Genomic DNA, 21,919 nt, shown 5'->3' with positions numbered 1-21,919 from the left:
TGGAGCGTGCGCGTGGATAGCCACCATTTCCTGCAGACGGCGCTGGTCTTCCTGGTGGCAACCGTCATCGCGGTACCGCTGACCAAGCGCTTCCGGCTGGGCTCCGTGCTGGGCTATCTGCTGGCGGGCATCGTCATCGGCCCGCAGGAGCTGGGCCTGATCTCCGATACCTCGGGCGTGACCACCATCTCCGAATTCGGCGTGGTGCTGATGCTGTTCGTCATCGGCCTGGAACTCTCGCCGCAACGCCTGTGGGTGATGCGCCGCCAGGTGTTCGGCACGGGCTTGCTGCAGGTGCTGGCCACCAGCCTGGTGATCGGCGCGGCGGCCTACTATCTGTTCGGACTCACCGTGAATGCGGCCACCCTCGTGGGCGGCAGCCTTGCGTTGTCGTCCACCGCGTTTGGTTTGCAGATCCTTGCCGAGCGCAAGGAAGCCGGTACGTCGTACGGACGGCAGGCGTTCGCCATCCTGCTGTTCCAGGATCTGGCCGCCATCCCGTTGATCGCCGCGGTGCCGCTGCTGGCCAGCGCATCGACCAAGCACGGCTTCGACGTGTACGCCGTGCTGCGCACCGTGGCCGCCATCGTCGCGGTGATGGTGGGTGGCCGCTATCTGTTGCGCCCGGTGTTCCGCTTCGTGGCGAAGGCCGACAACGTGGAAGTGTCCACCGCGACCGCGCTGCTGGTGGTGATGGGCACGGCCTGGTTGATGGAGATGGTGGGCGTGTCCGCCACGCTGGGCGCCTTCCTCGCCGGCGTGCTGCTGGCCGACTCCGAATACCGGCACGAACTGGAATCGCATCTCGAACCGTTCAAGGGTTTGCTGCTCGGCCTGTTCTTCATCAGCGTCGGCATGTCGATGGACCTGACGCTGCTGATCCACCAGCCGATGCGCGTGGCCCTGCTGGTGCTTTTCCTGCTGTTGATCAAGGGCGTCTTGCTGTGGCCGCTGGGGCGCATCGTGGGTGGATTGAGCGGCCGCGATGCGCTGCGCCTGGCGGTATTGCTGGCGTGCGGTGGCGAATTCGCCTTCGTGCTGCTCAAGCTCGCCGGCGAGGCGAATCTCATCACCACGGAGCAGCACAGCCTGCAGGTGCTGGCCATCACGCTCTCGATGGCGCTGACGCCACTGATGGTGACGCTGCTTGGCCGTCTGCTGCATCAGTCGCAGGTGAAGAAGGAGCGCGAGTTCGACACCATCGTGGCCGATTCGCCGCGCGTCATCATCGCCGGCTACGGACGCATGGGCCAGATCGTGGCTCGCATGCTGCGCGCGCAGAACATTGCCTTCGTCGCGCTCGACCATTCGGTGGAGCAGATCGACCTGGTGCAGCGCTTCGGCAACTGGACGGACATTTTCTACGGCGATCCGGCGCGCCCCGAACTGCTACGCGCGGCGCAGGCCGACCAGGCCGAGGTATTCGTGCTGGCGGTGGACGATCCCGAAGCGAGCCTGCGCACCGCACGCGTGGTGCGCCGCATGTATCCCAACCTGAGGATCATCGCGCGTGCGCGCAATCGCCAGCATGCCTGGCGCCTGATGGACCTGGGCGTGGAATTGCCCGTGCGCGAAACGCTCTATTCCAGCTTGAAGATGACGCGCCAGACACTGGAAGCGCTGGGCATGTCGCCGGAAATGGCGGCTGACCACGTCGAACGCTTCCGTCGCCAGGACGCCGAACTGCTCAAGCGCCAATACCTGGTGTACGACGACGATGCGCGCATCGTGCAGACCACGCGCGAGGCGCTGGTCGACCTGGAGCAACTGTTCCAGGCCGATGCTTCGCCGGAAGCCGCGCGCGAGCTGGAAAAGCCCACTGATGCCACGCCAGATGACGAAGACGTGACACGCTGACGTTCACCTGACGGGATTTCCTGCGTGCTGACAGCACGCCAACTTGCGGCAAATCCGCAACTCATTTCGCCGCGCATCGGGAAAGATAGACGCGCCTGAAGGTCGTGTCGTCGAGGGACGGGCCACCGGACGGATCGGGCCTGCCCGACGCCTACCTGATTTCGCATGGCACAGCGCGCGCCGCTACATCCCGTCGTCATTCGTTTCGGACGTTTGGGCGACACGATTCTGCTGCAACCGCTGTTGCACAAGTTGCGGCAGCGCTATGGCGGTGCGTGTCGCCTGGTGTCGCTGGGCGAGTGCTCACGCGTGCTGTACGAAGGCAGCGAGGATGTCGCCGAAGTGCGGCACATCCACAGCCAGCACGGCTCGCTATGGTTCAACCCTCAGCGCCTGCGCACGGCACTGTCGTTGCGCGAACTGCGCGAGTCGCCGTTCTACATTTGCGAGCCGGACGTGCGCACCCGCACCAAGGTGCGTCCCATGCTGGCGCTCGCCGGCATTCCTTCCGAACACTGCGTCTTCATCGAAGACTCGCCGCTCCAGCACGGCGAGCATTGGGTGGACTGGCTGATGCGCTTCGCGGACCAGACGCCAAAGGCCTTTCACGATGCGTTGTGTCACACGCATGCCTCGCCCTGCGCGCCCCATCTGGAACCCACGGCGATCGAACTGGGCGAAGCGCACTTGTGGCTGGCGCGCCGTCATCTGCAGGGACGTCCCTTGGTGCTGCTGCAGCCGTCGAACAAACGCACCATGCGCTGGAACGGCGTGCGCAAGCCCGCAGACGACGACAAGTCCTGGCCGGTGGAGCGATGGGCCGCATTGTGCCGCGCCATCGTCGAGACGATGCCGGAGGCATGCGTGCTGTTGTGCGGTTCGGCGGCGGAAGCCGGCTATCTGGCCACCATCGGCGACGCAGCGGCGCATGCGCAGGTGATCGTTCCGCGCGAAGGCCTGCCCTTGGGACATCTGCGCGCGCTGCTGCACATCGCGCACAGCATGGTGTCGGTGGATACCGGGCCGGCGCATCTGGCCGCTGCCGTGGGTTGTCCGCTGGTGGTGTTGTTCGGCAATCGCTGGCCGTCGATGTGGACGCCGCGCAGCGCGAGCGGCAGCGCCGTGCATGCCATCGGCGGCTTGCCGCACGTGCCCAGCGTGGACCGCATCGAACTGGATGAAGTGGTACAGGCGTGGCGGCAGTTGCCGTCACGCCCCGAGTCGATGGCTCGTCGCCTGGTGGAAGAGGCGCTTCAGTCCGCCGGCTGGGCCGGTTGCCTCAACATCTGCCGCACGCTGGGAATCGCCGAGCCGCTGCGCGCCGCCAGTTCGTGAGCGATGTCGATGTAGCCGATGGCGCGCGCCACGTCGGCAGGCGTGCGCCCGAACGCGTCCGCCGCCTGGCGATCGGCGCCGCGTGCAAGCAGCACGCGCGCCGGCGCAAGCAGCGCATGCATCGCGCACGAATGCAGTGCGGTGACGCCGCGCTGGTCGGCGTGTTCAAGCACCGCACCGGCATCGAGCAGCACCGGCACCAGGGCGCCGATGTGCGTGGGATCGCATTCGCTGCCCGGGCGCAAATGCGCGCCCAGCAACAGCAGCAGCGGTGTCTTGCCTTCCTTGTCGGCCACGCCCACGTCGGCGCCGCGCTTGAGCAAGGCGTCGAACAGGCGGCGCGCGCGCAAGCTGTCGTTATGGTCGAAGCCGTATTGCGCGGCGGCATGCAGCGCGGCATGACCGCGCGCGTCGACGGCATTCACGTCGGCGCCGCCATCCAGCAACTGTTCGGCGATCTCGGGATAACCCATCGCCGCCGCAATCATCAACGCCGTGGCTTCGCCGGGCAGGCGCTGGTCGACGGCGATGCCGTTTTGCAGCAGCAGCGCGACTAAGGCTTCGCGGCGCGCGCTCACCGCAGCGGCGAGCGGCGTCATGCCGTTGGTGGCGGCGAGCGTAGCGTCCGCGCCCTTGTCGAGCAGCAACGCAGCCACGTCGCGCTGGCCGGCGCCGCAGGCGTGCAGCAACGCCGTGGCGCCTTGGTGATCGCGCGTGTCGACGGCAAAGCCGAGATCGAGCAGGCGGTCGACGGCGGTCAGTGCGCCAGCCTTGGCGGCGGCGGGCAGATCGTCGGCGCGCAGCGGGCGTGAGGGGCGCGTCCACTCGCCCCAGTTCATCCAGCGCTCGATGGCTTCGTGTTCCAGAGAGAGGCCCAGCGGTGTTTCGCCGTTGGCGTCGATGGCTTCCGGATCGGCGCCATGGGCCACCAGCGAACGCACGAGTGGCAACGCACGCTCGCCATGTTCCAATGCAGCGAACAAGGGCGTGCGACCGCTGATGTCGCGCGTGTTGGGATCGCAGCCGCGCGCCAGCAGCGTCTGCAGCAACGCCTGGTGTCCGTAGGTGGCAGCCAGGTGCACGGGTGTGCGCTCGCGCGCATCGGCACCAAACGGATCGGCGCCGCGTTCGAGCATCGCCAACGGCAAGGCCGCGCCTTGCGCGCTGTCTTCCAGGCGCAGCAGCGCTTGCGCGAGCAGGCCGGCGCCGGCCGGCGTGGCGCCAGCATCGAGCAGGTCTTCCACCGCTTCGGTGGCCGCGGGCAACAGCGGCAGCAGCGCGTCGAACAGGCGACGGCCCAGCGGCGGCAGCGACGACTCGACGCTTTCAACGGTTTCCGCGTCGTCCACCAGTTGCGGTTGCAGGCGGGCTTCCGGATCGAGCGCGTGATCGAGCAGCCAGCGGCGCGCGGCGCTCTGGCCGGCGCCGGCCAGGTCCAGATACAGCTGCGCCAATTGCGACTGCGGCCATTCGCGCACGCGCTGGGTAAAGGTGGAGACGATGGCCCAGTGGCCGAAGCGCAGCGCGTCGAGCAGATGGGCGGGCGTGTCCGCACCGTCGGGCAACGCATCGATGCTGAGACTGGCGGGCAGCGGCGTTTCCGGATCGAGCAGGGCGACCAGATCCCAGCGTCCGGCGGCGGCGGCATAGTCGAGTGCGCTGCGGCCGTTGCTGCCGGCGGTCTTGGGTTCGGCGCCCAGGGCGAGCAGGGCGCGCACCACTTCGGCATGCGCCTGAGGCGACTGGCAGGCAAGCGTGAGTGCATCGCGGCCATGGCTGTCGCGCAGTCGGGCATCCGGTTGCGCTTCGGCCAGCAGCGTCACGATGCCCACGGCGCCCGCGCGTGCGGCTTCCATCAGCGCGGTGCTGCCGTGGCGGTCGGTGAGGTTCACGTCCGCACCGGCCGCGCGCAGTGCGCGGGCAATCTGTTCGTGGCCCTCGGCCGAAGCGGCCATCAAGGCACTGCGATGGCGCGCGTCCACTGCGTTGATGGCGGCGCGGTGCTTGAGCAACAGCTTCACGCCTTCGACGTCGTCGTCGGGAATGCCCGCGGCCGTGACCAGCGCGGGCTCGCCATCGGCAGGCGTGGGCTTGGCGCCGTGTTCGAGCAGGAACTTCGCCACCGGCCAGTTGGCCGCGCGGCAGGCCACCGCAAGCGGACTGAGCCCGGCCTTGTTGAGCGCGTTGATGGCAGCGCCGGCATCGAGCAGCATCGCCGCGACAATGGCTTCGCCACTGAGCACCGCGCCATGCAGCGGCGTGTTGCCTTCCGCGTCGGCGGCGAGAGCGCTGGCGCCGTTGGCCAGCAGGGTCATCACGGCTTCGGCGCGGCCATGCCAGCTGTCACGCGTGGCCGCGAGCAGCGGCGTGAGGCCGCCGCTGGCGCGATTGACGTCGGCGCCCTTGGCGATCAGCGCGCGCAGAAGACGCGTATCGGGCAGCAGGGCGGCGAGCATCAACACGGGGCGCTGGTCGCGATCGCCCGGCGCAGGCGCGGTGTTCGGATCGGCACCGGCTTCCACCAGCGCGAGAGCGCGTTCGATGTCGCCATCGCGCGTGGCCATCAGCAAGCCATGCGCCTGTTCGGGCGTGCCGGCGGTGCGCTCCTGCTCGGTGAGCTTGGGCGCGGGCTTCGGAATCGGTGCTGCAGCTGGCGCATCCATCACACCAGCGGCAGGCTGGCGCAGCGGTCGACGGCTTTCGCAGAGCAAGGCGCGCAGCGTGCGGTTGGCAATGATCAGGCAGCCCAACGGCATCAGCACCACGCCATAGATCACCAGCGCCGCCGTGCGCAGTTCGGAAGGCAGCACGCCGTAGAGGCCGGTAAGCGCAATGGCGATGAAGGCCAGCGCCAGCAGCGACAGCGCCGAGGGCAGGAAGTGGGTGAAGAAGCGTTCTTCGCGCGAGAGATGGCGACCGAAGGCGAGGCTGCGCACGGTGGCGGTGAAAATCCACGAGCCGTCGCTTTGCGCGGGATAGGCGTCGTCCCACACATACACCAGTCCGAACGCCGGCCACATGCGCCACAACGCCCCCAGCGCGACGACCAGCGCCCCGGCCAGCATCAACGCCGCGCCCAGGCTGGGCGACTGGTTGAGCTTGAGCATCGGCCAGGCCACCAGCAAAAACACCAACACCACATAGCCGGTGAACATCACCAGATACGCGGCGCCTCGGCGCAGCACGGTGCGGCCAAAACGCGGTTCCGGATCAAACCCGATCGCGTGGCATACCGCCGCCATGGTCAGCGCGTTGGCGACCAGCAAGGGGATCAGCGCCAGCGGATGGGCACCGAAGGCCGCGATGGCGGCGGCGACCAAACCAGGAACGAACCAGGCGAGGGCTTGCAGAAACGGAGGTGGGCGACGCGTTTTTGAGTAGGCCATAAGCGCGGAGTATAGGAATCGTGACAAAGCCAGAAGGTAATCCCGTGTTAACGGCTTCGGCTTGATGGACTTCAGCGATCGCGATGCGGATCGAGCGGCGCGCTGTTGTAGACAGGATGATTGGCCGTGGCCAATGTTTCGTTCGGCGGCAGTTGCAGATGCCAGCCTTGCGCCTCCAGATGCTTGAGCACCTGCGTGGCGTCTTCGTGGGGCAGCTTGCGTTCGCCGGTCAGTTCGACCTCGAGCACGTAGTGCAGGTCGCCCAGCATCAGGGCGAGCGATTCGGGAATGCATTCGAAGTCGTCGCGGCGACCGAGCCACAAATAGGTATCGGGCTTGCGCTGGCTGGCATAGACAAAACAGTGCATGGCGGCACCCGTCGGCAATCATGGGAAGGGCGCACCCGCAGGCGCGGTCTGAAAGGTTAGCACCGCTGGCGCCTGCATCGCGATTTTCCGCGCAGCACCTGTGCCAGCTGCGTTACACCCCCTATCTTCGTCAATCGGCGACGAACAGAGCGGATGAGCCGGTAATTCACGGGGAATTTTGCTGCAAGCGCACTTGTAAAGCTTGCGTTGTGTCGGCACAGTGCCGGCCGGGGGTGTCAAACGCGCGTATGAAAAACAGGGCGTGGACGTCAAGCCCCCTGCTACTACCCGAGCCAGATCAACGATAAGCAGGAGCATTGCTGATGCAGATGTCATACCGTCAATTTTCACGTGCGGGTCGTCCGCTCACGCTCGCTGCGCTGAGCCTGGCGATCCTTGGCACGCTTGCTGCACCGCAGCGCGCCCATGCGAGCGCGTTCCAGCTGCATGAAGACAGCGCCGCCGCGATGGGCCGCGCCTACGCCGGTTCCGCCACGGCTGGTGGCGACGTGTCGGTGGTGGCCAACAACCCGGCCGCCATGAGCGACCTGAAGGGCACGTACTTCCAGGCCGACGTGACCGCCATCAATTTCGGCACCACCTTCAGTGGTTCCGCGCACGACGCGCTGGGTCGCCCGATCAGCGGCGGCAACGGCGGCGACGCCGGCACCACCATGCCGGTTCCGGCTTTCTTCTTCGCCACCCAGCTGGGTGACAAGTGGCACGTGGGCGCGGGCTTCACCGTGCCGTTCGGCTTCCAGACCGAGTACGACCACAACTGGATGGGCCGCTACAACGCGCTCAAGTCCAAGTTCGAATCGCTGGACGGCACGCTGTCGGTGTCCTACGACGTGACCGACACCTTCGCGCTGGGCGTCAGCGGTATCGCGCAGAAGACCTCGGCCGAGCTGACCTCCGCCATCAACTACAACGCCGTTGGCCTGGGCCTCGTCCAGCAGGCTGTGGCTGGCGGTGCGATTCCGCCGGCAGCAGGCGCTGCACTGGCACAGCAGGTGGGCGCCATCGTGCCGCCGGGTTCGGATGGCGTCGCCCGCATCAAGGGTGACGACTGGGCCTACGGCTGGCAGGTCGGCATGCTGTGGCGCGTGACGCCGAACGACAAGTTCGCGCTGAACTACCGCTCCAAGATCTCGCACACGCTCGAAGGCACCGCCAACTTCACCGTGCCGGCGAACGTGCAGGCCGTGCTGAGCAACCCGACCGTGGCCGCGCTGCTGGCCGGTGCGGGCGGCGTGCCGTTCACTCACACCGACGGTACTGCGCCGTTCACCACGCCTGCCGTGGCGACCGCCAGCTACTGGCACCAGGAAGAGAAGTTCGGCATCGGCGCCGACGTGGCCTGGACCAAGTGGGACGTGTTCAAGAACTTGAACGTGTACTACGCCAACCCGGCGCAGCCGACCACCACGGAGCCGTTCAACTGGCGCAACAGCTGGTACGTCTCCCTGGGCGGCGAGTACTACGTCAATGACAAGCTCACGGTGCGCGGCGGCCTGGCGCTCGACACCACGCCGACCATCACCGCGACCCGCGATCCGCGCGTGCCCGATGGCACCCGTCAGCTGGTCTCGTTCGGCGTCGGCTACAAGGTCAACGAGCGCTTTGTGCTGAACGCCTCGTACGCGCACATCTTCGTCAACAGTGCACGTATCAACGCGAGCAGCGCCACCGGTGACGTGATCACCGGCGAGTCGGACGACTACGGCAACCTGCTGAGCCTGTCGGCGCAGTACAAGTTCTAATTGCGGTTCATCGCGACAGACGCTTGAACGAAAAACTCCCCGCGAAAGCGGGGAGTTTTTTTATGGGCCGATGTTGGTACAGGAGCGCATCACGTGCGCCACGGCAAGGCGACCGCTTCAGCCCACGCGCATCAACAGTTTCAGCATGCGCTTGAACTGCGCGCCATACGGCGGGTTGAGCATGCCGGTGCCGTTCAATCGCGCCTGCCGGAAGATCGGCTTCATGTGCGAGAACGTGCGGAAGCCCGCTTCGCCGTGATAACCGCCAATGCCCGACGGCCCGACGCCGCCGAACGGCAAGCCGTGCTGGGCGATGTGATAGAGCGTGTCGTTCACGGTGACGCCGCCGGCATGCGTGCGTGTCAGCACCTCGTCGATGGTCGAGCGGTTCTGCTCGAACAGATAGAGCGCGAGCGGTTGCGGATGATTGGCCACGTAGCCGATCGCCTCATCCAGCGAGTCGTACGGCAGCACCGGCAAGAGTGGGCCGAAGATCTCGTCCTGCATTACCGCCATGGTGTCGTTGACGTTGGTGAGCATCACCGGCGCCAGCAGGCGCTTAGCAGGAATGTCGTGGGCGTCGCTCATGGGTTCGAGCGTGGCGCCCGCGGCCACGGCTTCGTCGCGCAGCTTCGCGAGTCGCTCGTACTGGCGATCGGACACGATGGAGGAATACTGCTGCTGCAACCGCAGGTTCGGGTACAGCTTGCCCACCATGTCGCGCGCGGCGCTGACGAATTGCGCCATCTGCGCACGCGGCACCAGCACGTAGTCCGGTGCGATGCAGGTCTGCCCCGCATTCACCAGCTTGCCGAACACGATGCGTTCCACGGCATGGTCCAGCCGCGCGCCGGGCCCCACGATGGCCGGCGACTTGCCGCCCAGTTCCAGCGTGACCGGCGTGAGATTCGCCGCTGCTGCGCGCATCACGTGGTGGCCAACAGCGGTGGAGCCGGTAAACAGCAAATGGTCGAACGGCAGCGCCGAGAACGCCTGCGCCACGTCGGCATCGCCAGTGACCACCACGACTTCGTCGGAGGAGAAATAACGCGCCACCTGTTCGGCGAACAAGGCCGAGAAGCGCGGCGTGAATTCGCTCATCTTCAGCATCACGCGATTGCCCGCCGTGAGCGCATCGATCAGCGGACCCACCGCCAGGAACAGTGGATAGTTCCACGGCACGATGATGCCTACCACGCCGCGCGGCTGCGGCATGAGCGTAGTGCGCGCGGGCAGGAACACCAGGTTCGCCAGCTTGCCGCGCGGACGCATCCAGCGGCGGCCGCGCTTCAGCGAGTGCTTGAGGTTGGAGAGGCTGGGATAAAGCTCCAGCAACTCCGTTTCCTCCTGCGGGCGATGGCCGAAGTCCGCGTCGATGGCCTCGGCGAACGGCACCCGTTGTTCGTTGAGCATCTTCTCCAGCGTGCGCAGGCGCGTGGCGCGAACGTCCCACGGCGGCAACGGATCGCGCGCCTGCGCCTCGCGCATGCGCAGCAGGATGGAATGCAACGACGGGCTGGGCTCTTTCATGGTCATGCCTTCCGGGTCAGAACTTCGCGCGCAGTTCCAGGCCCCACATGCGGGGCGGCGAGATGGAGGCGAACGGCGTGCCGAACACCGAAGTGCTGATGTTGTTCACGCCGGTCACGTAACGCTTGTTGAAGACATTGTTGCCGTACAACGCCACGCCCCAGCGATCGCCTGGCGCGTGCCAATCGATGCGCGCGTCCGTACGCTGCTGGCTGCTGCCGATCTTGAAATTCGGACTCACGTTGCACGCGCCCTGATACTGCGAGTCGTCGTTGCAACGCGTGGCGCCGCGATAGGCCTGCGCCAGGTCGAATTCCAGGTCGCCGTTGGCCACACCGTGCACAGTGTAGGACAGCGAGAGCGCGCCGGAGAAGTACGGCGCGCCGGTGGGCTGGCCGCTCAGGTCCACGCCGTCTGGCGCCATCGCGTTGCGATACTTCGAATCGATATAAGCGCCCATGAAGTTCACGCGGAAGCCGTCGATCGGTTGCCACTGCGCCTGCAGCTCCAGGCCCTTCGCTTCCTGGTTGCTGCTGTTGACCACGTAGATCGGCAAGCCCGTGGCGGGGCTGTTCGGATCGAGCGCCAGCGACTGCATGTTGTCGTAGCGGTAGTAATACACCGAGCCGTTGAGCAGCAGGTTCTGGTCCGGGAACAGGCTCTTGATGCCGCCTTCGTAGTTGATCACCTTTTCCGGCTGGAACGTGGAGCCGACCTGCACGCTGTTGTAGCCACCCGCCTTGTAGCCCTTGGTGATGGAGACGTAGCCCATCACGTCCGGCGTGAACTTGTAGCTCGCCACCACGCGCGGGCTCCAGTTGTTCCAGGTGTTGCTGGCGTACACCGGCGTACCAATGGCGCTGGTGAAGATCACATTCTGCTGAAACTGGTCCAGCGTGCCGGGTGGCAGAATGCCCAGTCCATACAGGCCCGCGACGGTGGCGTCGAATGCCGGCGCGCTGCGCGGCATGTTGTACCAGCTGAAATCCTTCTCGTCGCGCGTATAACGCAGGCCGGTGGTGACATCGAACTTGTCGGTCACGTGCCAGATCACGTCGCCGAACGCCGCATACGCCTTGAAGTTGCCATCGTTGCTGATCGCTTCATGCCACGGATCGCCCAGCAGCGAGAAGGGCAACCCGGCCGCGGCCAGCATGCTGCTGATGTAGGCGAGTGGAGGCACCGGCTGCTGAAGAACGTTCAGCGCCAGCGTGTCGAGACTGTCGGTATTGATGTTGGTCTGGCTGGTCTGGCGTGCCTGCTCCTGGTAGTAGCTCACGCCCGCCACCCAATCCATCCGGTCGTTGTTGCCCGAGAGCTTGAACTCCTGGTACCAGCTGTTGTTGTGCTCGATGTTGGCTGTGTCGAGATAAGTAACGACGTGGTTGGTACCGTCGTAGTCGCCCAGGTTGAACGTGTCGAAACCGCGCCACGCGGTGGTGGACACCAGATCGCCCCAGCCGAAGGAGTGATCGATCTGCAACGTGGCGCCGTCGAAGCGCCGCGACTCGCGCCCGCCGATGGCGTCGTTGTACAGCGGCGCATGCAGCGGGTTGAGATACGTGGCCGGATCGGCCGGATAGGGTGCGCGTTCGTTCGTGTCGTTCGACAGCGGAATCAAGCCAATGGCGGGTTCGGGCGCCTGGTTGAGCTTTTCGTGATCCCAGGACAGCAGCACGCGCGTGTTGTCGGTGACGTTCCAACGGAACACGGCGCGCGAGCCCCATTCGTTGTCGCCGCCGTAGCGCTTGCCGGTGGCGGCGTCCTTGATCCAGCCGTCGCTCTGGTTGTCCAGCACGCTCAGGCGCAGCGCCATGTCCTTGTTGATGGGAATGTTCACCAGCGCATCGGCGTACTTGCGGCCGTCGTTGCCCACGCGTACGCGCGCATTGCCCTCGAACTTGTCGGTCGGTTCGTTGGTGACGATGGAAATCGCGCCCGCGGCCGCGTTGCGGCCGAACAAGGTACCTTGCGGGCCCTTCAGCACTTCGATGCGCGCGATGTCGTTGAAGGCCAGCAGCGAGCCGCCTGAACGCGCGGCGTAGACGCCGTTGACGTATACGCCCACCGCCGACTCGGTGCCGATGCCGAAGTTGCTGGTGGCGATGCCGCGCAGCTCATAGGTGGGCTGCGTGGGCTGTGCGGCGTTGATGACCAAGCCGGGCACGAAGATGTCCATCTTGCTGAGATCGGTCGCGGCCAGCGTGTCGATTTCCTTCGCCGTCACGATCTGCAGCGGAATCGGCACCGACTGCACTTCCTGCGAGCGGCTCTGCGCCGTCACCGTGATGTTGCCGAGCAGCTTGGCCTTTTCCGGATCGGCGCTGGTGCCGGTTTTCTGGGTGTTGCCGGCGTCCTGCGGCGGCGCGCCGTCATCGCTTGCCCAGACGTCAGCAGGCAAGGAACCAAGCATCAGAGTGCCGCCGATCAGCAGGCGATGCAGGCAAACGGACAACGGACGCAGACGCATGTTCATCAGCACAGTCTCCCCTCGATATGAAAAGGCCGCGGCCCGAAGGCCGCGGCGCTGCTACTCAATGGATCGCGACGCAGCCCCCCGACTGCGCCGCAATCCACGCCTTGATCAGTGCAACGCCCTCACGGTGCACTGTGCTTCGGCCCAGTTCCGGCATCATCACGCCCGGGTCGGCCGAATCCATCCGATAGGGCAGGATGGATTCGTCGGGCGAGCCGGGCACGACATCGAACAGATGATCGCCCGTGCCTCGCCCTGCGGCGACCGGTGGCTTGCAGATGCCGAGATGGCGGTCTTCGGGCGCGCTCACATCCAGCGTCAGGGCGGTGGTGTTGGCCGCGCCTTTCGGGTTGTGGCAGTGCCCGCAGTTGATGTCGAGATACGCCCGCGCGCGTGCGTCGAGCGAGGCGTGCTCGTCCATCCAGTTGGCGTTGCGTGGTGCGTCGGCCGGTGCCGGTGCGCCGCTGAGGTAACCCACCTTTATCAAGTGCGCGAGTTCGTTCTCCTCGCCCGTCGCGTAGTGGTAATCGCGATTGAGGTGGCGCGCCTTTGGCCCGATGGGATGGACCTTGCGCGTGACCCAGTCCTGCGCATGGCAGCTGGCGCACTGGCTTTCGTCGGGCACCACGTAGTTGAAGTCTTCGCGCGCGTCGCTGTCGGCAACCAGCGTGAGTGGAATCACCGCGCCGGTGCGTGCGATCTGTGCGTCGCTCTGGTCGTCCTTCCATACATAGGGAATGGCCGACCAGCCCGATTCGCGTCGCACCAGGATGCGCGTCTCGATCAGATGCACATGCGAAAGATCCAGGCCTTCACCGGCAAAGTCGCGCGAGCTGTCGTATGTACGCGCCACGTCGGTGAACTTGCCGTTCGCAGCGCGCGGGTAATAGAAGGTCTTGCTGATGATGGTGCCGACCGGGAAATCGAAGGTGTCGGTCGGGTCGTACTTGGCCGATACGCCCTTGGGCATCCAGATCGTGCGCAGCTTGTGCGCGTAATCGGTGAACAAGGGCGTGTTGAGGTCGTAGGGCACCACGCCTTCGTTGACCACGAGCTTGCCGTCGCGCACTTCCACCACGTGCCAGTCGCTGAGTTTTTGCGGACGTCCATCGGCGTGGAAGGCCACCGGGTCGAGACCGCGGTGGCAGGCAGCCACGAGCATCAATGCCAGCACCATGCCGGCACGCACGAACCACGTCATCATCTGCTGCAACCTCAGGCCTTCGGTTCCGGATCGAGCACAACCGGCGGCAGCTTGGGCAGCGTGCACTGGTACGGCTTGGTGTCGGTGCTGGGATTCTTGTAGTCGTGCGGGCCGTCGGCGTTGATCACGCCCACGTCGCCGTTCTGGATGCAGAAGCGATCGCTGTCGGGCGGCAGGCCGTTCACCAGCTTCGTCTCATCCACATAGCCATCCCACAGGATGTCCGGGAACTTGCCGTTGAGGCCGAACACCGCGGTCTTAAGCGTTTTCAGCTTCAGACCGTCCGGCGAATCGCCGCCGCCCTTGAAGCGGTTGTCGTAGATGAAGATGCCCTTGGGATACGGGTTGTAGTCGGCCGCCACGCCCTTGGTGTTGTAGTAGTTGGTGGAGAAGTAGCTGGAGATGATGACGTTCGCCGTCTGGTTGTCGGCAATGTCGTTGTCGAAAATCTCCACCTTGTCGTTGGAGTTGACCACGACGCCCGAACCACGCGGCACGCTGGCCACCGCCGCGCCCTTGGCGGCGAAGTTGTCGGTGTTGTTGCCGATCGTCTTGTTCTTGAACACGCGCGTGCTGTGCCCAGCCTGCGAGAGGTTGGGCATGTTGAACACCAGGATGCCGCCGGTGTTGTTGGTGGCGGTGTTCTCGTACACGTCTGCGTTCACCGAGTTTTCGATCTCGATGCCGGCCACGTTGTACTCGGCGCGGTTGCGGCGCACCACGATGTTGTTGGACTGGCCCACATAGATGCCGGCATCGGAGGCACCAATGACCACGGAGTCTTCCACCAGCACGTTCTGCGTCTTCACCGGATACAGGCCGTACGCACCGTTGGTGGTCTTGGGCCCGCCCGTCCATTCCACGCGCACGCCGCGGATGGTGATGTTCTTGCCCTGGTTGATCTTGAGCGCGTCGCCCTTGGTGTCTTCCAGCGCGAGGTTCTCGATGGTGAAGTCGTTCGCGTTCACCAGCAGGCCTTCGGGCCCCACCAGTTGGCCCTTGAACGACAGCACGGTCTTGTCCATGCCCGCGCCCTTGATGGTGACGCCGTCGGTGCGCAGACTCAGGCCTCGCTGCAGATGGTAGATACCCGCGGGAATGTCGATGACGCTGCCCGGCTTGGCGTCCAGCAACTGCTGTTGCAGCTTGGCCTCGAACGAGGCATCGCCGCTGCTCTGCGCCGCCTGTTCTTCGTGATGGCAGGCCGCCAGGGCCAATGGCAGTGCGAGAAACAATAGGGTCTTGCGCATGATCGCTTTCCTCCCCAGGAGCGCTGGCTGCGTGACATCCCACTGTCCCGGAAACCGCAGCGCACAAGGGAGGGCAGAACGGACGTCGAAGGGGGGTAAATCGGCCAGTGTGACGATCGTTTGAATGTCGTCGGATTGTGAAGGTCCGTTTCAGGTAACGGGTTTGACCAGAGCGTCGTCGCTTGTGTGCATCTGGCCGACGCTGGTGAATCCGCACACGTTGCCGCATGGAGTTCGAGCTATGCCGATTTGCGACCGCAGGCGCGGCTCTCCTTCCGACCTTCATTGCGCAGGGCAACCAAAGAGTGGCATGGGTGCACTCACGTGAAGATTCGACATCGAGACGGCGGCCAGGGTGCCGGCACCCTGCGCAGGTGTCGTTGCAGCCTATCCCATGCCGACCACTGGGGCCTCTTAGACATGCTGAAGATTCAGGTTGGCCGTGCTTGCGCCTTGAATGGCGAAGGCAAACCGCGGGAACAGGGCAAGCCCTGTCCACCGCTTACCCACATGCACGTCGCTTTGCCGATTCACGCGCCCTCTCAGGACAAGACTTTGGCGCAAAGGAACGCCTCTGAAGCGTTGGCTCCACGCAGCTCGCAGAGCGCGTGACATGAGCCGTGACCTCTTGAATATCGTCGATCTCGAGGCGCAGCTCGATCAGCAGCTGCAAAGGCCGCGCGTCACGAATCTGGGCGCCGTGCGTCAGGCAGCCATCGCCTGGTCTCATGCGGTGTGGTCCGTTGCCGAGTCGGCCGGTCCACTGATGCTCACAATGGGCGAGATCGAGCGGGCGTTCGCCATCGCGGATCGGCCCGTGTTTGTTTTCGGTGCTCACCGAAGCGGCACGACGCTGGTACGCGATCTGCTCGATCATCATCCGGCCCTCTCGGTGCTTCCCGCCGAAGGCACCATGCTCACGAATTTCGCGTGGCATCTGAAGCGGCTCGCGCCGGATAGCTGGCTGCCATTCCTCGGCTGCGAATGGTTGCGAAGGCTCGCCAACCCCATCAACCAGCAGCCCTACTGGCTGCTTGGCCGTTCGTCGACGGAAGGCTCGCCATACGTTGAATTTGCCCGCGCCTTGCAAGCCTGGTGGCCCCTGGTCAGCACGCGGCTCGGACCTCGCACGACATCCTGGCCGCTGGTGGCGATTGCGCTTGCGTACGCGCATGGCACGACAGGGCTTCACGCCGAATCGCTCCTGCAGCGGTGGGTCGAGAAAACGCCGACCAACGAGCGCTTCCTGGCGCGCCTGATGGCCGAATTTCCCCAGGCAAGAATGCTCCACGTCGTCCGCCATCCTTTCGCGGTCTATGCGTCGAGCTGTCAGGCCCTGCGAAATGCCGGGCTTCCATCGAGCGAAGAGACTCGAATCCTGCGTCAGATGCGTTTGTCGTATCGGGAAGCGGCCAGTCGCTCCTTTCAACCTGCGTCGGACTCGTACCTGCTCGTTCGCTATGAGGACCTGCTGGAGGACACTGCGGGCGGCGTCGACCGGATCGCCTCTTTTCTGGGCATCCAGCCGCTGCCCATCATGACCCAACCAACTGCGAACGGCATTCCCACCCCGAGCAATAGCTCGTTTGACAGCGGCAAGATGGCCGGGAAATTGGAGCGCCGTTCGGCGGATACCGAGTTCAGTTCGCTCACTGCGCGCGACCGCGAGCGACTGAGCGCGATGCTGGCCGACGACGCGGAAAAGCTCGGCTATCCGTTGGCACCGCCACCTGCGTTGCGCCGACAACTGCTGCAAATCCGCACACACGCTGGCTGGTTGGTCGATCGCCTCAGGGCACGCTGGGTCCGCTTTCTTTCCGTGTATCAGAGGCCGTAACGAGCAACCGAGCGCTGCAAGCTGGCCCTCGCAGTCAGAGCAGTTTCGGCACGTCGGCGGGACTTCAATGGGCGCTTCGGAAATACGAAGCCCATAAGAGTCCAGGCCTTCCGACCTCTTTCTGGTGCGCAACAAAAGAATCATGTTGCCGCACCTGAACGCGTGTGGCACGACGTGCAGGAGTGCAGGGAAACAAACGGACATGTTTCCTTCGCTCATTCATGCAGCTCCAAGAGCGTGTCTCTATCAGCTCTCCACGAGCGGAATTGATGGCCCTGATCATGACGAATTCGGCAGCACCGATGGAGCCGCCGAATTCGGATCACAAAGACGGGTCAGCGTGTTTTCCCGACAACGTGCTCCTTTTAGATAAGCACTCTTTCCCTTTCGGGCTTGCTCTAGGCACCCTTCGGCTCGGGATGCCTGGCGAGGTAGGTCTGCATTTGGGCGACGGGTTTCTGGAACCTCGGCTGATTCCCATAGTGATCGATAAAGTAGTGGATCGTTTCGTAGCGACCCGGCAAATCGTGGTCCATCAAGTAGCATGCTCGCACGACGTAGCCCTCCGGATACTCCGGGTGCTGCGCGATCAAGGTATCGGCCAGTGCTTTCGCCTTTTCCGGCTGGTGCGCTTCATGGTTGTACAAGTCGCCCAGCTCGGACATCGCCGGCAAGGCTTCCGGGTACCGCTCGATCACGGCGAGATAGGTTTCCTCTGACTCTTGGATACGGCCTGCCTGTCGATAGATATTCGCTACCAACGTGGCAATGGCACTGTTTTCCTGAAATCGGCTAGAAGCCGCCGCGACGGCATCAATGGCACCCTGCTTGTCACCCAGTTTAATCATCAGCTGGGACCGCCACCGCAACGCGTCGACCTCGGTCGGATCAAAGCGGAGAGCTTCGGAGTAGATCTCAACCGCCATTCGAGGGTCGGTGCCGTAAACGGATCCCGCGAGGTTGACCAGGTTGCCCGAACTGAGATTCCGGTCGATGGCGTGCTCCACGCGGCGATGCGTTTCATTGGCGCTGCAGTCGCAATATGCCCGGTACACCTGAGGGTTTTGCGCCACCATGCGCAGCAGTGGATTGTGCGAGGCATCGGCCTCGTCGTTCTCCTGTTGTTGTGCCAAGCCTCCAAACCGCCGCCCCCATTGCGGCTGTGCCTGGTTCATCATCTGGATCCGGATACTGAAGTTGTATGGATCAACCCTCAGGCCTGATGCGGCAGCTTGTTGCTGGTATTTTCGATCGCCCGTAAGGCCACCAAGATGGATCATTGATCCGTAAACTGCCGTCATCTCAGGAACGGCTGCTACTGCGCCATCCAAGTCCTCGCGGGCTAGCATAAGTAGACGACGCATGTCGGTCATTTGTTGCTCGCCAACGTGGGCCGCCGAGTCGTCGCCGCGGACGGCCTGAGCGGCATCCACGTACTGGACACCGCTGGCAGCCATGGCAAAAGCGCTTCCCGGATCCTGCTGCTTCCACGCATCGATAACCCTGCGGGTCTCGCCTGAAGTTTTGTAGAAGCCCGCGTTGGCGAAGGCAATGTCGAGAAGACCGGGATGACCCGGTCGCTTCAGCTGCTCATCCAGATAGTCCCGGAAGGCGTGATCAACCTCCGCTGCGCGCCCCTTCTTGAGCAGCTCGTCTATCTCCGAAAGTCGTATGGTCTTCCGGGCTCGCAGCTCACAATACGCACGCGTGGTTTCAGTGTTCCAGTGGCTTCCCGGCAAATCCGGATAGGCTAGGCAGCGCTGCAGCGGGTCCGTCGTCGCGTCTGCCTTGGTAACAGCATCAAGGAAGGCGGCGTATCTTAATGAGTCCTCTTGTTGAGGCTGACCGCCAGGTGCCGGGCCACCGTGAGGTGTAATCAGCCGAGAGGCTGCAAACGGGATGGCGACGACCGCAAGCAGTGTTGCCAAGAGCACGGTCCGCCGTGGGACGTTGCCCTTCTGATTTGACGCGTCTTTATTACGGACATCCGTGTGGTTCATGTATCTCCCCCTTGAGATGAAAGCCAAGATAACGATGTCGTGCAAGCAGCTGCCGTCGCTGATCGTCTTGCAAGGTCGGCAAGCTATAGCCTGGCGCGCTTGTTAGTAATGATCCAAAGGATTCAGATCTGCCCGGGTTCAGATCTCAAAAGTTGTCCGCTTGGTTCGAAAGCGGGCCTCTCGTTGATAGCCCGAAGTCAAAACAAATTGACGATGCTGATCATCAAGGCCGCGACACCTATCAGGATGCTAAGGACACCACTCGCTACAGCGTCCCTACCGGAAGATCGTGTAATGCGGCCACCCTTTGACCGTGAGACCGCCTGACGGGTAAGCACGGCGCGCACTCCAATTACCAGCCAAATAAGACCGAAGCAAAGAAAGAACAGGCTTGCGGTCCGACTATCAGTCATGGGTCCCCTTCACTCATATCCAGATCGGCATTACGGTACCGCCACCCCTGCGCCTTTATCGGCCGTCAAACTTGCGGCGTCGAATGATCGTTGGCGGTTCGGTGCCTCCCGGGTGCCTGTAAGCATAGAGTGCTTCTTCTTCCGCCTGTGAGGTCGGCACCAGTGCGGTCAGGCGGCCAGAAGCCTCGCAGAACGTTGTGAACTGAACTGAGCAGGCTTGGCAGCCGCACTCACCGGCGCAACGAACCCAACAAGCCGGTTTGCAAACGCAGGGAATGGGGCTGGCGAGGTCCACGTTATATCCCGCCGACTCGGGATAGCGCTTCAGGCCCTCAGCTGTTGGTTCGCACATCTCGTGCTCCTCTCATCGAACACAACACACATCAGGTGTCACGTATCCATCTTCGGAAAATGTCTGCTTCAGATCAAAAGCGGACTTTATCTTTCCATGTGCTACTTCCTGGCCGAGCATCAGCCGCCCGGGGGGCAGTTATTTCTGGTGAAGTCGGCCAGGACTTGCAGGCTCGACCCTGGTGGGTTGAACGACACGGTCAGCTTGCCCACCATCGTGTCATCGCACATCAAGATCGTCCGCCCACCTACCTGACAGAAGGCGCCGTAGCTTCGCTCTGCTGATGTTCCTATGCGAAGCATGGCTTGGCATCCCTCCAACTTCATTGGTGACCCGCTTCGCTCCAGACTCGCCTGAAAACCTTCGACCTGGTTACTGAATTCGGATGCATTGAATACGAAGGCAGTGTTGTCATTGATTCGCGACAACGCTTCCATCCGACGGTCATACGCCGTCTTGAGGCAGGTTCGGTCCATGCAGGCATTGCGCACCTGGAATAGCCATGCTTTCTGATCGGCAGTGATGCCTGCGACCTTGTTCACGGCACTGGTAGCCAATACTGCCTTGTATAGCGCGTTGAGTTGGTCATCTTGTGCAGAGAGTTCCGCGTCGTTGCATACGAGCTTTTCGTTGGCTTCCTGTGCGTGCAAGCAGTCAAAACCCGCTGCGATGGCCTGGTTGCCGAAGGAGAAGAGTAGAACCATTACCGCTGACAAAGATCGAGAACGAAACACCTTTTTCATCACCTACTCCTTAACCTCTCTGGTACTGCAACTCATCCTTAAACGCGCATGACGCTCAGCGAACGTATTCCCTCTTGAGCTCTATTTGCGCTTCATCTGAGATGCCCGCTTTCGCCAAAAGCCGCGCCCCTACGGCCCAGGCGCCGCAATCTTCAACAGCGTGCCGTTGCGATCTTCGGTGACCAGCAAGCTGCCGTCACTCATTTCCGTGATGGACACCGGCGATCCCATCGGATGGTCACCAGGCGCGTTGTTCCAACCCCACACGAGGTCTTGAGGTTCGCCGCTGGGATGGAAGTGATCATCAAGCGCCAAGCTGACAATGCGATGTCCCGAATCGCGATAGCCGTGATAACTGATGATCAAGTGGTGTTGCTGACCCGGCAAGCCGTTGTCCTCATAGATCAGCATGCCCAGAGGTGCGGCGTGAGATGGTAGCAGGCGCGTGGGATGCGCTTTCGTGCTGCAGTCGTATTGCGCATTCTCGGGACTCGCCCGGTTGTCATCGAAACAATAGGGCCAACCGTAGTCGGCGCCGGCCACCAGGTAGTCAAGCGTGTCGTGGGGCATCTCTTCATCGGAATATCCCGGGTCAATCGCATTGATGGCGTCACGCGCGTTGACGGCATCAATGACCTGGCCGTCCGGACTTAGGGCGAGTGCCATGCTGTTGCGCAGCCCCCGGGCAAACACGGGTAATTGCCGGGCGTCCAACGGTTCGCTCGCGCCCAATTTCGCAAGGAGCACCGATCCGCGCGGTGGGGATTCCAGCGTTTCACGACATACGTTGCCATGCGCTGGCTTTCCGATGTCCTGATCGCAATTGTCGGATGCGCTACCCACATTGATATAGAGCGAACCGTCCTTCGCCAAGGCCATGGCTGGAAGAGGATGTCGCCCGCTATCGGGAAGATTCATCACGACATCCCGCCAGGTCGCGCGCGGATCGGATGCCTCGGGATCAATACTCGCAATTCGGCCCGCCAAGGCCATAAGAATGCGCTTGTCTGCGGTCACTATGATCGCGTTGGGTCGATCCAGTCCGCTCATCAGTACTTGCGGAGGCTGGCCACTCCGCAGGCGCAGGAGCCTGCCTTTGTCGGGGACCCAATCCCCGTTGTCGACCACGTAGATGTCATCGCCAAGTACTGCGGCTCCGCGAGGGAAGCCGAGATGTTGGGCCACCAGTCCCACGCAAGTTCCGGGGGCAGTTTGCAGGTCCAGGCGCGGGTAGCCGCCACAGGTGCCGAGCGTCCTGTAGCTTTCATGCGCGTATCCCGGTTGTGCCACGCCAAGCACCATGGGCAGGCATAAAGCGAGCTTGCCGATGAGGCGGAGCCAGTTGTCCAAGCAACAACAGCTCAAAGGATGGCTGATCGCGCCAAACCTGGTTTCAAAAGACATG

At 63.6% G+C, this 21,919-nt stretch carries 13 protein-coding genes; 4 read left to right on the top strand and 9 right to left on the bottom strand.

Translation table 11 applies throughout. The features are described 5' to 3' along the window. Positions 1-12 precede the first annotated feature (12 nt). The gene (locus ABIC75_RS16155) at positions 13-1,857 is read left to right on the top strand and encodes a monovalent cation:proton antiporter-2 (CPA2) family protein (RefSeq protein ID WP_354014918.1); all 1,845 of its coding nucleotides are present in this window, start codon (positions 13-15) and stop codon (positions 1,855-1,857) included. A 165-nt stretch (positions 1,858-2,022) separates the two neighbouring features. After that, positions 2,023-3,192 (top strand): glycosyltransferase family 9 protein, encoded by a 1,170-nt coding sequence (locus ABIC75_RS16150; RefSeq protein WP_354014917.1) that lies wholly within the window; start codon positions 2,023-2,025, stop codon positions 3,190-3,192. Here the strand turns inward: ABIC75_RS16150 and ABIC75_RS16145 are convergent. Both ABIC75_RS16145 and ABIC75_RS16140 read right to left on the bottom strand, forming a co-directional pair. Next, a complete protein-coding gene (locus ABIC75_RS16145) occupies positions 3,111-6,578 on the bottom strand; it encodes an ankyrin repeat domain-containing protein (protein ID WP_354014916.1) in 3,468 nt (1,155 codons plus the stop codon). The genes ABIC75_RS16150 and ABIC75_RS16145 overlap by 82 nt on opposite strands. Before the next feature lie 71 nt (positions 6,579-6,649). Next, positions 6,650-6,946 (bottom strand): YcgL domain-containing protein, encoded by a 297-nt coding sequence (locus ABIC75_RS16140; RefSeq protein ID WP_354014915.1) that lies wholly within the window; start codon positions 6,944-6,946, stop codon positions 6,650-6,652. A 323-nt stretch (positions 6,947-7,269) separates the two neighbouring features. Between ABIC75_RS16140 and ABIC75_RS16135 the strand changes: the two genes are divergently transcribed. After that, a complete protein-coding gene (locus tag ABIC75_RS16135) occupies positions 7,270-8,709 on the top strand; it encodes an OmpP1/FadL family transporter (RefSeq protein ID WP_354014914.1) in 1,440 nt (479 codons plus the stop codon). A 117-nt stretch (positions 8,710-8,826) separates the two neighbouring features. Here ABIC75_RS16135 and ABIC75_RS16130 read toward each other — a convergent pair whose 3' ends face one another. Genes ABIC75_RS16130 through ABIC75_RS16115 form a run of 4 tightly spaced genes read right to left on the bottom strand, consistent with a single transcriptional unit; the run spans position 8,827 to position 15,169 of the window. Continuing rightward, positions 8,827-10,239, bottom strand: a complete 1,413-nt coding sequence (locus ABIC75_RS16130; protein WP_354014913.1) for a coniferyl aldehyde dehydrogenase — start codon at positions 10,237-10,239, stop codon at positions 8,827-8,829. Positions 10,240-10,255: 16 nt separating this feature from the next. Beyond that, complete coding sequence (locus ABIC75_RS16125; RefSeq protein ID WP_354014912.1) at positions 10,256-12,715, bottom strand: TonB-dependent receptor; 2,460 nt, start codon at positions 12,713-12,715, stop codon at positions 10,256-10,258. A gap of 58 nt (positions 12,716-12,773) precedes the next feature. Then, positions 12,774-13,919, bottom strand: coding sequence for an SO2930 family diheme c-type cytochrome (locus ABIC75_RS16120; RefSeq protein ID WP_354014911.1), 1,146 nt, complete (start codon positions 13,917-13,919; stop codon positions 12,774-12,776). A gap of 11 nt (positions 13,920-13,930) precedes the next feature. After that, a complete protein-coding gene (locus ABIC75_RS16115) occupies positions 13,931-15,169 on the bottom strand; it encodes a parallel beta-helix domain-containing protein (RefSeq protein WP_354014910.1) in 1,239 nt (412 codons plus the stop codon). A gap of 613 nt (positions 15,170-15,782) precedes the next feature. Here ABIC75_RS16115 and ABIC75_RS16110 point away from each other — a divergent pair. After that, positions 15,783-17,006: a sulfotransferase family protein gene (locus tag ABIC75_RS16110; protein WP_354014909.1), complete on the top strand. Its 1,224-nt coding sequence runs from the start codon at positions 15,783-15,785 to the stop codon at positions 17,004-17,006. A 398-nt stretch (positions 17,007-17,404) separates the two neighbouring features. Here the strand turns inward: ABIC75_RS16110 and ABIC75_RS16105 are convergent, their stop codons facing one another. From ABIC75_RS16105 to ABIC75_RS16095, 3 genes are all read right to left on the bottom strand, one after another. Then, positions 17,405-19,006, bottom strand: a complete 1,602-nt coding sequence (locus tag ABIC75_RS16105) for a tetratricopeptide repeat protein (RefSeq protein ID WP_354014908.1) — start codon at positions 19,004-19,006, stop codon at positions 17,405-17,407. 884 nt (positions 19,007-19,890) lie between these two features. Then, the gene (locus ABIC75_RS16100) at positions 19,891-20,514 is read right to left on the bottom strand and encodes a lysozyme inhibitor LprI family protein (RefSeq protein WP_354014907.1); all 624 of its coding nucleotides are present in this window, start codon (positions 20,512-20,514) and stop codon (positions 19,891-19,893) included. Between the two features lie 129 nt (positions 20,515-20,643). Beyond that, the gene (locus tag ABIC75_RS16095) at positions 20,644-21,918 is read right to left on the bottom strand and encodes a PQQ-dependent sugar dehydrogenase (protein ID WP_354014906.1); all 1,275 of its coding nucleotides are present in this window, start codon (positions 21,916-21,918) and stop codon (positions 20,644-20,646) included. Position 21,919 lies beyond the last annotated feature (1 nt).

The sequence above is a fragment of the Dyella japonica genome (assembly GCF_040545895.1).
GTDB lineage: Bacteria > Pseudomonadota > Gammaproteobacteria > Xanthomonadales > Rhodanobacteraceae > Dyella > Dyella japonica_D.
This window is presented reverse-complemented; position numbering and strand designations above follow the sequence as displayed.

Coding starts and splice junctions, on each gene's coding strand:
- ABIC75_RS16150 (WP_354014917.1), top strand. CDS start 2,023: ATGGCACAGCGCGCGCCGCTACATCCCGTCGTCATTCGTTTCGGACGT.
- ABIC75_RS16145 (WP_354014916.1), bottom strand. CDS start 6,578: ATGGCCTACTCAAAAACGCGTCGCCCACCTCCGTTTCTGCAAGCCCTC.
- ABIC75_RS16140 (WP_354014915.1), bottom strand. CDS start 6,946: ATGCACTGTTTTGTCTATGCCAGCCAGCGCAAGCCCGATACCTATTTG.
- ABIC75_RS16135 (WP_354014914.1), top strand. CDS start 7,270: ATGCAGATGTCATACCGTCAATTTTCACGTGCGGGTCGTCCGCTCACG.
- ABIC75_RS16130 (WP_354014913.1), bottom strand. CDS start 10,239: ATGAAAGAGCCCAGCCCGTCGTTGCATTCCATCCTGCTGCGCATGCGC.
- ABIC75_RS16125 (WP_354014912.1), bottom strand. CDS start 12,715: ATGAACATGCGTCTGCGTCCGTTGTCCGTTTGCCTGCATCGCCTGCTG.
- ABIC75_RS16120 (WP_354014911.1), bottom strand. CDS start 13,919: ATGATGACGTGGTTCGTGCGTGCCGGCATGGTGCTGGCATTGATGCTC.
- ABIC75_RS16115 (WP_354014910.1), bottom strand. CDS start 15,169: ATGCGCAAGACCCTATTGTTTCTCGCACTGCCATTGGCCCTGGCGGCC.
- ABIC75_RS16110 (WP_354014909.1), top strand. CDS start 15,783: ATGAGCCGTGACCTCTTGAATATCGTCGATCTCGAGGCGCAGCTCGAT.
- ABIC75_RS16105 (WP_354014908.1), bottom strand. CDS start 19,006: ATGAACCACACGGATGTCCGTAATAAAGACGCGTCAAATCAGAAGGGC.
- ABIC75_RS16100 (WP_354014907.1), bottom strand. CDS start 20,514: ATGAAAAAGGTGTTTCGTTCTCGATCTTTGTCAGCGGTAATGGTTCTA.
- ABIC75_RS16095 (WP_354014906.1), bottom strand. CDS start 21,918: ATGTCTTTTGAAACCAGGTTTGGCGCGATCAGCCATCCTTTGAGCTGT.